General features: G+C 70.0%; 11 protein-coding genes and 1 pseudogene. 6 read left to right on the forward strand and 6 right to left on the reverse strand.

The window, feature by feature from the left end; translation table 11 throughout:
- The first annotated feature begins 158 nt into the window (after nt 1-158).
- Entirely contained in the window at nt 159-752 is a 594-nt protein-coding gene (locus KUM44_RS38850; RefSeq protein WP_217214478.1) for a histidine phosphatase family protein, read from the forward strand.
- Here KUM44_RS38850 and KUM44_RS38855 read toward each other — a convergent pair.
- Nucleotides 734-1,177: a DUF6314 family protein gene (locus KUM44_RS38855; protein WP_217214479.1), complete on the reverse strand. Its 444-nt coding sequence runs from the start codon at nt 1,175-1,177 to the stop codon at nt 734-736. The genes KUM44_RS38850 and KUM44_RS38855 overlap by 19 nt on opposite strands.
- Nucleotides 1,178-1,303: 126 nt before the next feature.
- On the opposite strand from KUM44_RS38855, the gene KUM44_RS38860 reads away from it, so the two are divergent.
- Nucleotides 1,304-3,784, forward strand: coding sequence for an alpha-L-arabinofuranosidase C-terminal domain-containing protein (locus tag KUM44_RS38860; RefSeq protein ID WP_217214480.1), 2,481 nt, complete (start codon nt 1,304-1,306; stop codon nt 3,782-3,784).
- A gap of 328 nt (nt 3,785-4,112) precedes the next feature.
- On the opposite strand, the gene KUM44_RS38865 is transcribed toward KUM44_RS38860, so the two are convergent.
- From KUM44_RS38865 to KUM44_RS38885, 5 genes and pseudogenes are all read right to left on the reverse strand, one after another.
- Nucleotides 4,113-5,126, reverse strand: coding sequence for a 2-hydroxyacid dehydrogenase (locus KUM44_RS38865; RefSeq protein WP_217214481.1), 1,014 nt, complete (start codon nt 5,124-5,126; stop codon nt 4,113-4,115).
- Between the two features lie 119 nt (nt 5,127-5,245).
- Nucleotides 5,246-5,947: a response regulator transcription factor gene (locus KUM44_RS38870; protein WP_217214482.1), complete on the reverse strand. Its 702-nt coding sequence runs from the start codon at nt 5,945-5,947 to the stop codon at nt 5,246-5,248.
- A 181-nt stretch (nt 5,948-6,128) separates the two neighbouring features.
- On the reverse strand, nt 6,129-6,809 hold the full coding sequence (locus KUM44_RS38875) for a CBS domain-containing protein (RefSeq protein WP_217214483.1): 681 nt from the start codon (nt 6,807-6,809) through the stop codon (nt 6,129-6,131).
- Between the two features lie 36 nt (nt 6,810-6,845).
- Complete coding sequence (locus tag KUM44_RS38880; RefSeq protein WP_217214484.1) at nt 6,846-7,310, reverse strand: cyclic nucleotide-binding domain-containing protein; 465 nt, start codon at nt 7,308-7,310, stop codon at nt 6,846-6,848.
- A gap of 391 nt (nt 7,311-7,701) precedes the next feature.
- Nucleotides 7,702-7,959: pseudogene (locus KUM44_RS38885) on the reverse strand (STAS domain-containing protein); the annotation flags it as partial.
- A gap of 240 nt (nt 7,960-8,199) precedes the next feature.
- Between KUM44_RS38885 and KUM44_RS38890 the strand changes: the two are divergent.
- The 4 genes from KUM44_RS38890 (at nt 8,200) to KUM44_RS38905 (ending at nt 13,553) form a co-directional block, all read left to right on the forward strand.
- Complete coding sequence (locus KUM44_RS38890; protein WP_217214485.1) at nt 8,200-9,117, forward strand: universal stress protein; 918 nt, start codon at nt 8,200-8,202, stop codon at nt 9,115-9,117.
- A gap of 27 nt (nt 9,118-9,144) precedes the next feature.
- Complete coding sequence (locus tag KUM44_RS38895; protein ID WP_217214486.1) at nt 9,145-10,167, forward strand: zinc-dependent alcohol dehydrogenase; 1,023 nt, start codon at nt 9,145-9,147, stop codon at nt 10,165-10,167.
- A gap of 5 nt (nt 10,168-10,172) precedes the next feature.
- Nucleotides 10,173-11,048, forward strand: coding sequence for a universal stress protein (locus KUM44_RS38900; RefSeq protein WP_374202119.1), 876 nt, complete (start codon nt 10,173-10,175; stop codon nt 11,046-11,048).
- 114 nt (nt 11,049-11,162) lie between these two features.
- A complete protein-coding gene (locus KUM44_RS38905) occupies nt 11,163-13,553 on the forward strand; it encodes a phosphoketolase (RefSeq protein WP_217214488.1) in 2,391 nt (796 codons plus the stop codon).
- Nucleotides 13,554-13,580: the final 27 nt, after the last annotated feature.

Here is a 13,580-nt window from a genome sequence, read left to right on the forward strand (position 1 = left end):
TCTCGTCGCTTCCGGTCGGGCTGTACTTGAATCTCCAACAGCCGTTTTCCAGCGACATGTCCGCCTGGTCCTGACCCCGCAGTAAGGTTTTGTCCACCCTCGGTGACACCTGCATAATGCCTCTTGACCTGCGCACTTCAGCGACACACCATCGCCGCATGTCGCTTCGGGTCACGTTCGTCGCCGCCGCGCGCAGCTCCCCGCTCCTCGCCGAGCGCTTCGAGGACGACCGGCCGCTGGACCAGGCCGGCTGGGACGAGGTGCAGCGCGTCGCGCGCGACCTGCTGCCGCTGGCGGCGGCCGAGCTGCGCTACTGCTCGCCGACCCCGCGCAGCCGCGCCACCGGCGATGCCCTCGGCTACGCGCCGCTGGTCCAGCTCGCCCTGCGCGACTGTGACATGGGCCGCTGGCGCGGGCTCACGCTGGGCGAGGCGATGGCCCGGGAGCCGGATGCCGTGGACGCCTGGCTCGCCGACCCGCGCGGTACGCCGCACGGCGGAGAGTCCCTGCTCGCGTTCATCGGCCGGGTCGGCGGCTGGCTCGACACCCGCCCCGTGGAGGACGGCGGCCGGATCGTCGCCGTCGCCGAACCGTCCGTGATCCGAGCCGCCCTCGTCTACGCCCTGAAGGCGCCCCCGGCCACGTACTGGAACATCGACGTACGCCCCCTGTCGACCACCACCGTGACCGGCCGCGCGGGCCGCTGGAACCTCCGCTTCGACGGGGGACCGGCTCAGCCCTCGCGGGCGTAGTCCGTGGTGAGGACGAGGTCCTTCGCCGGGCCCCGTACCCGCCACACCGTCCGCCAGTGGTTCTCGTCCCGCACGGTGAACTCGCCCCGGTAGAGGTCGGCCGAGCACGGGTGGTCGGTGAGGTGGTGGCCGGTCGTCAGGTTCAGGTCGTGGAAGAAGCGGCCGTCGGCGAAGTGGACGTCCGCCGTTCCCGGTGAACCGCCCGGGAGGAAGCGCAGGGTGCGTTCGGCGGGGCGCGGGACTCCTCGCCAGAGGAAGGTGCCGGACTCGTGGTGCAGGAGGCCGGTGTCGTCGAGCCGGCCGAAAACCGTCGTCCCGGAGAACTCCCCTTCCTCCCCGCTCGCCAGATCCCGCACCGACCGCTCGACCTGCCAGCTCCCGGCCAGATACGTCAGCGCATCCGGTACTGGCCAGAACTCACCCATCCGCTTCTCGCTTCCGACACTTTCGGTACCACGTGACCCGTTGACGCTCAGGATCCCCCTCTCTATGTTGCCGTTCGAAGTGCTGATCAGCGTTTGATATTTCGAACATCGAGCCGCGGAGTATCCATGCCACGCAACCCCAGCCGCTGGAGATTCGGCCTCGCAGCCACTGCCGTCCTGGTGGCAGCCGGTCTCATCCCGTCCCCCGCCCACGCCGAGGACGTCACCGACTACGCGATCACCGTCGACCCGGGCGCCCGGGGCGCGGCGATCGACGACACGATGTACGGCGTCTTCTTCGAGGACATCAACCGGGCCGCGGACGGCGGACTGTACGCCGAGCTCGTGCAGAACCGGTCCTTCGAGTACTCCACCGCCGACAACGGCTCGTACACGCCGCTGACCTCCTGGGCGGTCGGCGGGACGGCCCAGGTCGTCAACGACGCCGGTCGCCTCAACGAGCGCAACCGCAACTACCTCTCCCTGGGCGCCGGTTCGTCCGTCACCAACGCCGGATACAACACCGGCATACGGGTGGAGCAGGGCAAGAAGTACGACTTCTCCGTGTGGGCCCGCGCCGAGAGCGGCACCACGCTCACCGTCTCGCTGGGGGACGCCGCCGGCACGCTGGCGACCGCCCGTCAGGTCGCCGTGAAGGGCGGCTGGGCCAAGTACAAGGCCACCTTCACCGCGGCCCGCACCAGCAACCGCGGCCGCCTCGCCGTGGCCTCGGCCGGTGCCGCCGCGCTCGACGAGGTCTCGCTGTTCCCGCGCGACACCTACAAGAACCAGCCGAACGGCCTGCGCAAGGACCTCGCCGAGAAGATCGCAGCCCTGAAGCCGGGCTTCGTGCGCTTCCCCGGCGGCTGTCTGGTCAACACCGGCTCGATGGAGGACTACAGCGAGGCCTCCAACTGGCAGCGCAAACGCAGCTACCAGTGGAAGGACACCATAGGGCCGGTCGAACAGCGCGCCACCAACGCCAACTTCTGGGGCTACAACCAGAGTTACGGCCTCGGCTACTACGAGTACTTCCGCTTCTCCGAGGACATCGGCGCCATGCCGCTGCCCGTCGTCCCCGCCCTGGTGACCGGCTGCGGCCAGAACAAGGCCACCGACAACGAAGCGCTGCTCAAGCGGCACATCCAGGACACCCTCGACCTCATCGAGTTCGCAGGCGGCCCCGCGACCTCCAAGTGGGGCAAGGTCCGGGCGCAGATGGGCCACCCCAAGCCCTTCCGTCTGACCCACATCGGGGTCGGCAACGAGGAGAACCTCCCCAAGGAGTTCTTCGCCCGCTTCGAGCAGTTCCGGGCCGCCATCAAGGCCAAGTACCCGGACATCACCGTCATCTCCAACTCGGGTCCGGACGACGCCGGCACGACCTTCGACACCGCGTGGCAGCTCAACCGCGAGGGCAAGGTCGACATGGTCGACGAGCACTACTACAACAGCCCGAACTGGTTCCTTCAGAACAACGACCGCTACGACTCCTACGACAGGAACGGCCCGAAGGTCTTCCTCGGCGAGTACGCCTCCCAGGGCAACGCCTGGAAGAACGGTCTCTCCGAAGCCGCGTTCATGACCGGCCTGGAGCGCAACGCCGACGTCGTCAAGCTCGCCTCGTACGCCCCGCTGCTCGCCAACGAGGACTACGTGCAGTGGCGCCCCGACATGATCTGGTTCAACAACCGGGCCTCCTGGAACTCGGCCAACTACGAGGTCCAGAAGCTGTTCATGAACAACGTCGGCGACCGCGTGGTCCCGTCCAAGGCCACCACCACGCCGAACGTCAGCGGTCCCATCACGGGCGCCGTCGGCCTGTCCACGTGGGCGACCAGCGCCGCGTACGACGACGTCAAGGTCACCTCGGCGGACGGCTCGACCCTGCTCAGCGACGACTTCTCCGGTGACGCCTCGAAGTGGACGCACAGCGGCGCGGGCAGCTGGAGCATCCAGGACGGAAGTTACCTCCAGAGCGACGCCGCCGCGGAGAACACCCTGGTCACTGCGGGTGACCCGGCCTGGAAGGACTACGACCTGCATGTGAAGGCCACCAAGAAGTCCGGCAAGGAGGGCTTCCTCGTCGCCTTCGGCGTCAAGGACACCGGCAACTACTACTGGTGGAACCTGGGCGGCTGGAACAACACCCAGTCCGCGATCGAGCAGGCCGTCGACGGCGGCAAGGGCACCCTGATGACGAAGCCCGGGTCGATCGAGACGGGTCGCGCCTACGACATCGACGTCAAGGTGCGCGGCCGCCAGGTGACCCTGCTCCTCGACGGCAAGGAGTGGGGCAGCTTCACCGACGACAAGCCGGCCGAGCCGTTCCGCCAGGTGGTCACCAAGGACGCCAGGACCGGTGACCTGATCGTCAAGGTCGTCAACGCCCAGTCCGCCGAGGCCCGCACGGCCATCGACCTCGGCGGTGCCAAGGTCGCCTCCACGGCCCGCGTGACCACGCTGGCCGCCGGCCAGGACGCGGTGAACACCGAGACGGACACGCCGGTGACCCCGGTGAGCTCCACCTTCCGGGGTGTGACCGACAAGTTCACGTACACGTTCCCGGCGAACTCCGTCACCTTCCTGCGGATCAAGCAGCGGTAACGGCTCGGACGGCGCAGACGCTCAGCTGCCGGAGGCCCACCCCGGGACCGTCGGCAGCACCTTCTCGGCGACCCGGAGCGGTACGGCGTCGTCCGGCACCATGCTTGGCCCGCGCGGAGCCAGTCGGTCCGGCGTTCGTGGGCCGTGGACAGCACCGCGATCGTCGGCCGCTTCTCAAAGGGGCGTGCGGTGAGCACTTCCGCGTGGCGGTGGGCGTCGAAGTCCCGCATCGGGATGCGGTCCACGAAGTTCTGAGGGCGCTGGAAGGTGCGGCGTGGGTTGGGGCGCCGGCCCGGGACAGGGGCGAGGCCGGATCACCGGTCCCGCTTCACCCGAGGCCCGGATGGATGAGGGTGTTGTCGCTGGTGCGGTCGGCGAAGTAGTCCTGGATGTTGTGCACGGTGGTCTCGGCGATCTGGGCGACGGCGTCCCGGGTGAAGTACGCCTGGTGCGAGGTGACCAGCACGTTGGGGAAGGTCATCAGGCGGGCCAGGCGTTCGTCGGTCATCACTTCCAGGGACTTGTCGAGGAAGAACACCCCGGCCTCCTCCTCGTACACGTCCAGGCCGACGCCGCTGAGGCGGCCGGCGCGCAGGGTGGTCAGCAGGGCGTCGGTGTCGATCAGGCCGCCGCGGCTGGAATTGACCAGGATGGCGTCCGGCTTCATCAGGTCCAGCATCGCCGCGTCCACCAGGTGGTGCGTGGCCTCTACCAGGGGTACGTGCAGGCTGACCAGGTCGGACTCGGTGAACAGCCGCTCGCGTGGGACGTACTCCATGCCGAGGGCCAGGCAGTCGGGGTTCTCGGCGATGTCCCAGCCCAGCAGGCGCATGCCGAAGCCGTGGGCGATGCGGGCGAACACCGTACCGATCTTGCCGGTACCCACCACACCCGCGGTGCGGCCGTACAGGTCGCGGCCCATGAGTCCGTCCAGGCGGAAGTCGAACTCACGGGTGCGGTGCGCGGCCCGGACGATGCGCCGGTTCACGGCCAGGGCGAGGGCCCAGGCGAACTCGGCGACCGAGTGGGGCGAGTAGTACGACACCCGGGCCACCGTCAGGCCCTGTTCCCGTGCCGCAGTCAGGTCGATGTTGTTGTAGCCGGTGGCCCGCTGGGCGATCAGCTTCGTCCCGCCCTTGGCCAGGTGCCGCAGTACCTCGGCGTCGAGGGTGTCGTTGACGCTGCTCAGTACGATCTCGTGGCCGGCCGCAGTGGGCGCGGTGTCCCGGTTGAGGAACAGCTTCAGGCAGCGCAGCTCGTGGCGGTTGCCGGATGCCCGGTCGAAGGCTTCCTCCAGGAGTGGCCTCTCGTCGGCGAAGACTCCGTACGCGATGATCTCCACGTCGTTTCCTTCCGCTGCATGATGACCTGTCCCAAGAGTCCTAACAGTCCCAATCGTCCCACCAGTCCCACCAGCGACCCAGGTGACGGCCCGTCCCCCCTCCCCCCCGCGGTTGGGGCTCACCGTCCCTGGCGCTCGCTCGTCCCGGGCTGCTCCAGGTGCGAGGCGAGGACCGCGGCCTGGACGCGGCGCTGGACGCCGAGTTTGGCCAGGAGCCGGGAGATGTGGTTCTTGACCGTCTTCTCCGACAGGTACAGCTTCTTGCCGATCTCGCGGTTGGTCAGGCCGTCACCGATCAGGGCGAGGATGTCCCGCTCGCGGGGCGACAGGCTCGCCAGCTCGGGTGCGATGGACGGCCTCTCGGCGGGGTCGGAGCGCAGCGAGCGCATCAGGCGGGCCGTGGTCGCGGGGTCCAGCATGGACTGGCCCGAGGCGACCGTGCGGACCGCCGAGACCAGGTCGGAGCCTCTGATCTGCTTGAGAACGTAGCCCGAGGCCCCGGCCATGATGGCGTCGAGCAGGGCGTCCTCGTCGTCGAACGACGTCAGCATGAGGCAGGCCAGCTCCGGCATCTGGCTGCGCAGCTCCCGGCAGACCGTGATGCCGTCGCCGTCCGGGAGGCGTACGTCGAGCACGGCGACGTGCGGGCGCAGCGCCGGGCCGCGGACCAGCGCGTGTTCGACGGTGCCCGCGTCGCCGACCACCGAGATGTCCGGCTCGGCGTCGAGCAGGTCCGTCAGGCCCCGTCGTACGACTTCGTGGTCGTCCAGCAGGAACACGCGGATCGGGTTCTGCTCCGTGAAGGTGCCTGTCTCGGTCATGACGACCCCTTGTTCCCCGGTGGCCGGCGGTCTGCGGACCACGGACTGCCCGTGATGCCGATCATCGCTCCGCGGGGCCGGATGCACTAGGGCCGTCCGGCCCTATCGGCTGCGAGATGCGCCCCTACCGGCCCAACGGCCACGGTTCAGCAGCCCTCGGTGGTTCTGGTCGCATCGAAGATCACGCGGGTGGCCTGTCCCTCGACCCGGCGACGCTTGTGTGTCCCTCCAGCTCGAAGTCCACGTCTACGACCCCTTCGACGGCACGCACGAGACGGGCGGCCACGCGGATCAGGGACGTGTCCCGGACACGTCCTGCCAGGTGCACCACTCCGTCGTGCACCTGTACCTGGAGCGCCGAGCCCGGCGCCGGGAAGAGGTAGGCCACGACCTCGCGCTGCACCTCCTCGGCGATCTCGTCGTCGCCGCGCAGGAACACCTTGAGCAGGTCGGTCCTGCTGACGATGCCCTCCAGCATGCCCAGCTCATTGACCACCGGCAGCCGCTTGACCTTGGCGTGCGCCATGGTCCGGGCGGCCTGGGCGAGCGCCGCGTCGGGGCGGGTGGTGAGCGCAGGGGAGGTCATCAGCTCCTCCGCGGTGATCGCGCCGGCCTTCGCGAGGTCTGACAGGCGGCGAAGCTGGGTGTACCGGTCGGGGTCGCTGTCGTGGAACTCCTCCTTGGGCAGCAGGTCGGCCTCGGAGACGACGCCGACGACGCGACCCTCGCCTTCCAGGACCGGCAGCGCGCTGACCTTCCAGTCCTGCATCAGCTGCACGATCTCCTTGAAGGTGGCCCTGCGGCCGACGGCGGTGACCGTGTGGGTCATGACGTCGCTGACGATGTGCGGGGTGCCGTGCATGGTGGCTCCCTTGGCCCCTTCGGCTCGCGGGCACGTTCAGACGTAGCTGCCGGAGCCGTACGGGGCGTACAGGTCCAGCAGCCGGGTCCGGGCGGAGCGGAGGCGGTGGGCGAGCACGTCGCCGACCCACTGGGTGACGGCGTGGCCCATGGCCGGGTCCTCCCGGCACATCGAGCGGACGGCCGTGGCGTCGAATTCGTATGCCCGTACCAAGGTCGTCGCCCCGGCGCCCAGGTGCCAGACGTGCGGGGTGAACAGCCAGGACCAGCCGACGAGTTCGTTGTGCCGGAGGGTCTCGATGACGGCCGGGCGGCGGCCAGGCACGTGCATGTCGAGCTCGATGGTGCCCGTGCGGATGATCCAGAACCGGTCGGCCTTGCCGCCTTCCTCGAACAGGCGCGTCCCCTGCGGGAAGGACACCTCGCGGGTAACGCGCATGAGCCGCTCCCGGTGCTCGGCGGGCAGGGCGCGCAGCATGCTGGGCGTGGGGGTAGTGATCATGGCGTGCCTCCCGACGGGGTGCAGGTGCTTCCACCGCCAGCGTCTGCCCGCAGTCGGCGGCGGACCATGGGCCGCCCGGTCCATGGAGGGGGCCACCCGGCTCCGACCAGGAGACCTTCGGCACCCTGCCGCGATTCCGACGCGGCGGTTCCCTGAAGGTGTGAGACAACCCGCCCGACGGAGGGGGTGAGCGATGTGGGCACGTCACTGACGACTGAGTTCTGGAGACTGTTCGCGGTCCTCCTGGTGATCTCCACGGCGGTCACGTTCGTGGTGAGCGCCGTGCTCGACGCGCTGGCAGTGCGGCTGCGCAGCGGCGCTGTCGGCAGCGTCGGCTGCCTGCCGGACGTGCGGGCAGCACACGGTTCGGGGCGCCGCACGGCCTGTCGGCCTACTGATCGCGAGCCCATCTCCTATAGGCGTCCACGGCGGTGGGCAGGGTCGGAAAGATCAGGTCCGCTCCCACGGAGTCCGCCAGGCCGTACGCCCGGAGGTCGTCCAGGAGGTCCTGCTTGACGCGGGCGAGAGCGAAGACGATGCCGCGGACGGTGAGTTCGCGGCGTAGTTCGTCGACGGCGTCCAGCGCGGTGAAGTCGACCTCCACGTCGGCCTCGGTGTTGAGGACGAACCAGCGGACGGGGCCGGCCTGTTCACGGCGGGCGCCCGCAGTACTGGACCAAGCTCCCACTCGTCCGCCGCAGCACCTGGCTGCGCTGACCGGGGGGGGGAGGAGGAGGTGCGGTGGGCCCAACCCCTGGGACCACCGCACCGCACCAGGCCGGACCGGCCAGGGCCGGTCGGCCCCACGGCAGGGACCTGCGGCCCCTGCCGTGGGGCTGTGTCCGCAGACGAAGCTCGAATCGGGACCACCGGTTCCGGAGGTGGAAACATGACCCGCACCATCACCCTCAGCGTCACCGTCGGCCTCGACGGTTCGCGTGAGAGCCGCGCGGCGGCCGAGTGGGCGGCCCGCGAAGCACAGTTGCTCGGGCTGCCGCTGAAGCTGGTCCACGTCTGGGAGCCCGTTCCGGCGCCCATGGCCCAGGCGCCGCTCCTCGGCGCCGAGACCCAGCAGCACTGGATCGAACGGATCCCCCGCGAAGCGGCCGAGGGCATCCGGCTGCGCCACCCGGGCCTCGACGTGATCACCGAGCAGCAGTCCGGCCGGCCCGCCGAAGTGCTGGCCGACCTGGCGCAGGAAGCCGAACTGCTCGTTCTCGGCTCCCGTGGCCTGAGCGGCATCGGCGGCTTCATGGTCGGCTCGGTCGGACTCGCCGTCGTGGCCCACACCGAGCGGCCGGTCGTCCTGGTCCGCGCCGCCCAGCAGGCCGCCGACGAGCACGAGATGGACCCCGTCGGCATCCCGTCCGCCGCGACCGCGTTCCGGCCCGTCGTCCTCGGCCTCGACATCGAGAGCCCGGACGAGGAGCTGATCGAGTTCGCGTTCGCCGCCGCCTCCCGCCGTAGCACCTCATTGAGGGTCGTGCACGGTTGGAACCCGCCCCCGTACTACGCCTACGGCCTGTCAGCGGACCTCGAACTCCACGGATCCCTGGCCCGCCGCGAGACCACCGCGTTGACCGAGGTCATACGCCCGTGGCGCAAGCAGTTCCCGGACGTCGAGGTCGCCGAGGAATCACACTTCGGCACGCCCGGCAGTCACCTCGTCGACGCCTCCCGCGAAGCCTCCCTGGTCGTCGTGGGCCGTCGGATCCGCCGCAGCCCGTTCGGCGCCCACATCGGGCCCGTCACCCACGCCGTCCTGCACCACGCCACCGCTCCCGTCGCCGTCGTCCCGCACGGCTGACCCGCCCTCCATCAAGGAGCAGAAACCATGAAGGCAGCAGTCGTACGGGCCTTCGGCGAGCCCCTCGTCATCGAGGACCGCCCCGGCCCCGAGCCCGGCCCCGGCCAGGTCCGCGTCCGGGTCGAGGCCTCCGGGCTGTGCCACACCGACATCCACGCCGCCCACGGAGACTGGTCCGTCAAGCCCAACCCGCCCTTCGTGCCCGGGCATGAAGGAGTCGGCCTCGTCGAGAAACTCGGCGATGGCGTGACCCACCTGAGCCTGGGACAGCGGGTCGCCGTGCCGTGGCTCGGCAAGGCCTGCGGGCGGTGCGAGCACTGTCTGTCCGGCTGGGAGACGCTGTGCGAGCAGCAGATCAACACCGGGTACGGCTGCGACGGCGGGTACGCCGAGAAGCTGCTGGCCTGGGCGGACTTCGCGCAGCCGGTGCCCGAGAGCGTGACCGCGATCGACGCCGCCCCGCTGACCTGCGCCGGCGTCACCACGTACAAGGCGCTCAAGGTCGCCGACGTGAAGCCCACCCAGCTCGTTGCCATCTCCGGGATCGGTGGACTCGGTCATCTGGCCGTGCAGTACGCGAAGATCGCCGGAGCCACCGTCGCCGCCATCGACGTCACCGACGAGAAGCTCGAACTCGCCGCCGAACTGGGCGCCGACCTCGTCATCGACGCCCGCAAGCACGACGTGGGCGAGGTGCTCAAGCGGCACGGCGGCGCTCACGCGGCCATCGCGCTGGCGGTGAACGAGGACGCGTTCACGGCCGTCAACTCCGGGCTGCGGCGCGGCGGCAAGCTCGTCATGGTCGCCCTGCCCGCCCACGGCACCATCCAGGTCCCGATCTTCGACACCGTCCTGAACGGGACAAGCGTGATCGGCTCGATCGTCGGCACCCGGCAGGACCTCGCCGAGGTCTTCCAGCTGCACGCCGCCGGCCGCACCCGGGTCATCTGCGAGACCCGCCCGCTCAGCTCCGTCAACGAGTCCATCGACGACGTGCTGCGCGGCCAGGTCAAGGCCCGGATCGTCTTCGACCTCGGTGCGGGGCGGTGATGGCGATGGACGACCTGCCGATCGTCGTCGGCGTGGACGGCTCCGAGCCCAGCCTGCGGGCCGTCGACTGGGCGGCCGACGAGGCCGTACTGCGCGAGGTGCCGCTGCGGCTGGTGTACGCCTCGCTGTGGGAGCGGTACGAAGGCGCCGCGCTCGCCCAGGACCTGGGCAAGCAGTCCGAGCAAGTGCGGGCCGAGGACATCGTGGAGACCGCCGCCCTGCGCGCCGAGCGCCGGCAGACCGCCGTGAAGATCTCCACCGACACGCTGCCCGAGGAACCCGACCACGCGCTGGTGCGGGAGAGTCGCAACGCCGCCCTGCTGGTGACGGGCACCCGCGGCCGGAGCGGTATCACCGAGGCGCTGCTGGGGTCGGTGAGTCTCACCGTCGCCGGGCACGCGCACTGCCCGATGGTCGTCGTCCGCGGCAGTCACGACAACCAGGTCCGCTCGGGGACGCACGGTCGCGTGGTCGTCGGCGTCGGTGAGAGGCGGACGACTCCGGCGGCGGTGCGTTTCGCCTCCGACGAGGCGCGGCGGCGAGGCGCGGTCCTGGAGGCCGTGCGCGCCTGGCGGTGCCCCGCACACGAGACCACGGGCCACCCTCTGCTCGCCGGGGAACCCGCCCGGATGCATGAGCAGCAGGCGGTGGAGGTACTGGAAAAGGCGCTGCACGACGTCTGCGCCGATGTCGAAACTCACCGCCGTGCGTTCGAGGGCACCACGCGGAACGTCCTTGCCGACGCCTCGCGCCGTGCCGACCTCCTGGTCATCGGCGCCGAGCGTCGCCACCGGCACTTCGGGCTTCAGCTGGGCCGGGTGGCCCACGGGGTGCTGCACCACTCGGCCTGTCCGGTCGCCATCGTGCCCGAGCGGGAGTGAGCATTCGAGCAAGACGCTCTGCTTGGCAGGGTCACCGCCCGGTCACTGCCCTGCGGCTGGCCCTGCCCGTTTCTCCGCCCTGCGATCCGAATCGACGACTTCCGGAGTCCTCCCATGTCGAAGGTGGAACACCAGAACGCCACGGCACTTTCCGAACTCCCCGACGACGAACTGCGCACCCTCGACGCGCACTGGCGCGCCGCCAACTACCTTGCCGCGGGACAGATCTACCTGATGGCGAACCCGCTGCTGACCGAGCCCCTCAAGCCCCAGCACATCAAGCCGCGGCTGCTCGGCCACTGGGGTACCTCACCGGGGCTGAACCTCGTGTACACACACCTCAACCGGGTCATCAAGGCGCGCGAGATCAACGCCCTGTGCGTATGGGGTCCGGGGCACGGCGGGCCGTCGGTGCTCGCCGGGTCGTGGCTGGACGGCAGCTACAGCGAGATCTACCCGGACGTCTCGCGCGACGCAGAAGGCATGGAGCTGCTGTTCCGGCAGTTCTCGTTCCCCGGTGGTGTGCCGAGCCATGTGGCGCCGGAGGTCCCGGGCTCCATCCATGAGGGCGGCGAACTCGGCTACTCGCTCGCGCACGCCTACGGCGCCGCGTTCGACAACCCGGACCTGCTGGTCGCCTGCCTGATCGGCGACGGCGAGGCGGAGACCGGACCGCTGGCCGCCTCCTGGCACTCCAACAAGTTCCTCGACCCGGTCCACGACGGCGCCGTCCTGCCGATCCTGCATCTCAATGGCTACAAGATCGCCAACCCGACCGTGCTGTCCCGTCTGCCGGAGGCCGAACTCGACCAGCTCCTGCGGGGATACGGATACGAACCGCTCCACGTCACCGGAGACGACCCCGTCGCCGTCCACCGTGCCATGGCGCGCGCATTCGACGAGGCACTGGACCGTATCGCCCTGATGCAGCGCTCCGCCCGCGACGACGGCGTCACCGAGCGCGTGCACTGGCCGGTGATCGTCCTGCGCACGCCGAAAGGCTGGACCGGCCCCGCCGAGGTCGACGGACTGCCGGTGGAGGGAACCTGGCGCTCTCATCAGGTCCCGCTCGCGGGCGTACGGGAAAACCCGGAGCACCTGCGGCAGTTGGAGGCATGGCTGCGCTCCTACCGGCCCGCAGAGCTCTTCCACCCGGACGGCCGCCCCGTCGCCGACGTCCTCGCCTGTGTTCCGGAAGGTTCCCGGCGCCTGGGGGCCACCCCGCACGCCAATGGCGGACTCCTCGTCCGCGACCTGCCCATCCGCTCCCTGAAGTCCTTCGCGGTACCCGTCGACAAGCCAGGCGTGACCCTGCACGAGCCGACCCGGGTCCTCGGCGACCTCCTGGCGCAGGTCATGAAGGACACCCGCTCCCGCAGGGACTTCCGGGTCGTCGGCCCGGACGAGACGGCGTCCAACCGGCTCCAAGCCGTCTTCGAGGCCAGCGGAAAGGCCTGGCAAGCAGGCACCCTCCCCGTCGACGAACATCTGGACCGGCACGGCCGCGTGCTGGAGATCCTCTCCGAGCACACCTGCCAGGGCTGGCTGGAGGGCTACCTCCTCACCGGCCGGCACGGACTGTTCTCCTGCTACGAGGCCTTCGTCCACATCGTCGACTCCATGGTCAACCAGCACATCAAGTGGCTGAAGACATCGAGGGAGCTGCCGTGGCGCGCCCCGATCGCCTCCCTGAACTACCTGCTCACGTCGCACGTCTGGCGGCAGGACCACAACGGCTTCTCCCACCAGGACCCCGGCTTCGTCGACCACGTCCTCAACAAGAGCCCGGAAGTCGTACGGGTCTATCTGCCGCCGGACGCCAACACGCTCCTGTCCGTCGCCGACCACGCCCTGCGCAGCCGCGACTACGTCAATGTGATCGTGGCCGGCAAGCAGCCCTGCTTCGACTGGCTGTCCATGGAGGCCGCCCGCGCCCACTGCGCGCGCGGAGTCGGCATCTGGGACTGGGCCGGCACGGAGAACGGCGGCGAACCGGACGTAGTCCTCGCCTGCGCCGGCGACGTGCCCACCCAGGAGGTGCTGGCCGCCGCCCAACTGCTCCGCCGTCACCTGCCCGGCCTGGCCGTGCGAGTGGTCAACGTCGTCGACATGACCCGGCTGCTGCCACGCGAGGAGCACCCGCACGGCATGACCGACTTCGAGTACGACGGCCTGTTCACGAGGGACAAGCCGGTGATCTTCGCCTACCACGGCTATCCCTGGCTGATCCACCGCCTCGCCTACCGCCGCACCGGCCACCCGAACCTGCACGTACGCGGCTACAAGGAGTCCGGCACCACGACGACACCGTTCGACATGGTCGTCCGCAACGACCTCGACCGCTACCGCCTGGTCATGGACGTCATCGACCGGGTCCCCGGCCTCGCGGTGCGCGCCGCCGCCGTACGCCAGCAGATGGCCGACGCCCGCACCCGCCACCACGACTGGATTCGCGGGCACGGCACCGACCTGCCCGAGGTCGCCGACTGGACCTGGAACGCCTGAACGCGCCTGTTCCCGGAAGGGGTTCGC

Origin of the sequence: Streptomyces sp. AC550_RSS872, assembly GCF_019049285.1 — a bacterium.
GTDB lineage: Bacteria > Actinomycetota > Actinomycetes > Streptomycetales > Streptomycetaceae > Streptomyces.

Coding starts and splice junctions, on each gene's coding strand:
- KUM44_RS38870 (WP_217214482.1), bottom strand. CDS start 5,947: ATGACCGAGACAGGCACCTTCACGGAGCAGAACCCGATCCGCGTGTTC.
- KUM44_RS38900 (WP_374202119.1), top strand. CDS start 10,173: ATGGACGACCTGCCGATCGTCGTCGGCGTGGACGGCTCCGAGCCCAGC.
- KUM44_RS38880 (WP_217214484.1), bottom strand. CDS start 7,310: ATGATCACTACCCCCACGCCCAGCATGCTGCGCGCCCTGCCCGCCGAG.
- KUM44_RS38890 (WP_217214485.1), top strand. CDS start 8,200: ATGACCCGCACCATCACCCTCAGCGTCACCGTCGGCCTCGACGGTTCG.
- KUM44_RS38875 (WP_217214483.1), bottom strand. CDS start 6,809: ATGCACGGCACCCCGCACATCGTCAGCGACGTCATGACCCACACGGTC.
- KUM44_RS38860 (WP_217214480.1), top strand. CDS start 1,304: ATGCCACGCAACCCCAGCCGCTGGAGATTCGGCCTCGCAGCCACTGCC.
- KUM44_RS38850 (WP_217214478.1), top strand. CDS start 159: ATGTCGCTTCGGGTCACGTTCGTCGCCGCCGCGCGCAGCTCCCCGCTC.
- KUM44_RS38895 (WP_217214486.1), top strand. CDS start 9,145: ATGAAGGCAGCAGTCGTACGGGCCTTCGGCGAGCCCCTCGTCATCGAG.
- KUM44_RS38855 (WP_217214479.1), bottom strand. CDS start 1,177: ATGGGTGAGTTCTGGCCAGTACCGGATGCGCTGACGTATCTGGCCGGG.
- KUM44_RS38905 (WP_217214488.1), top strand. CDS start 11,163: ATGTCGAAGGTGGAACACCAGAACGCCACGGCACTTTCCGAACTCCCC.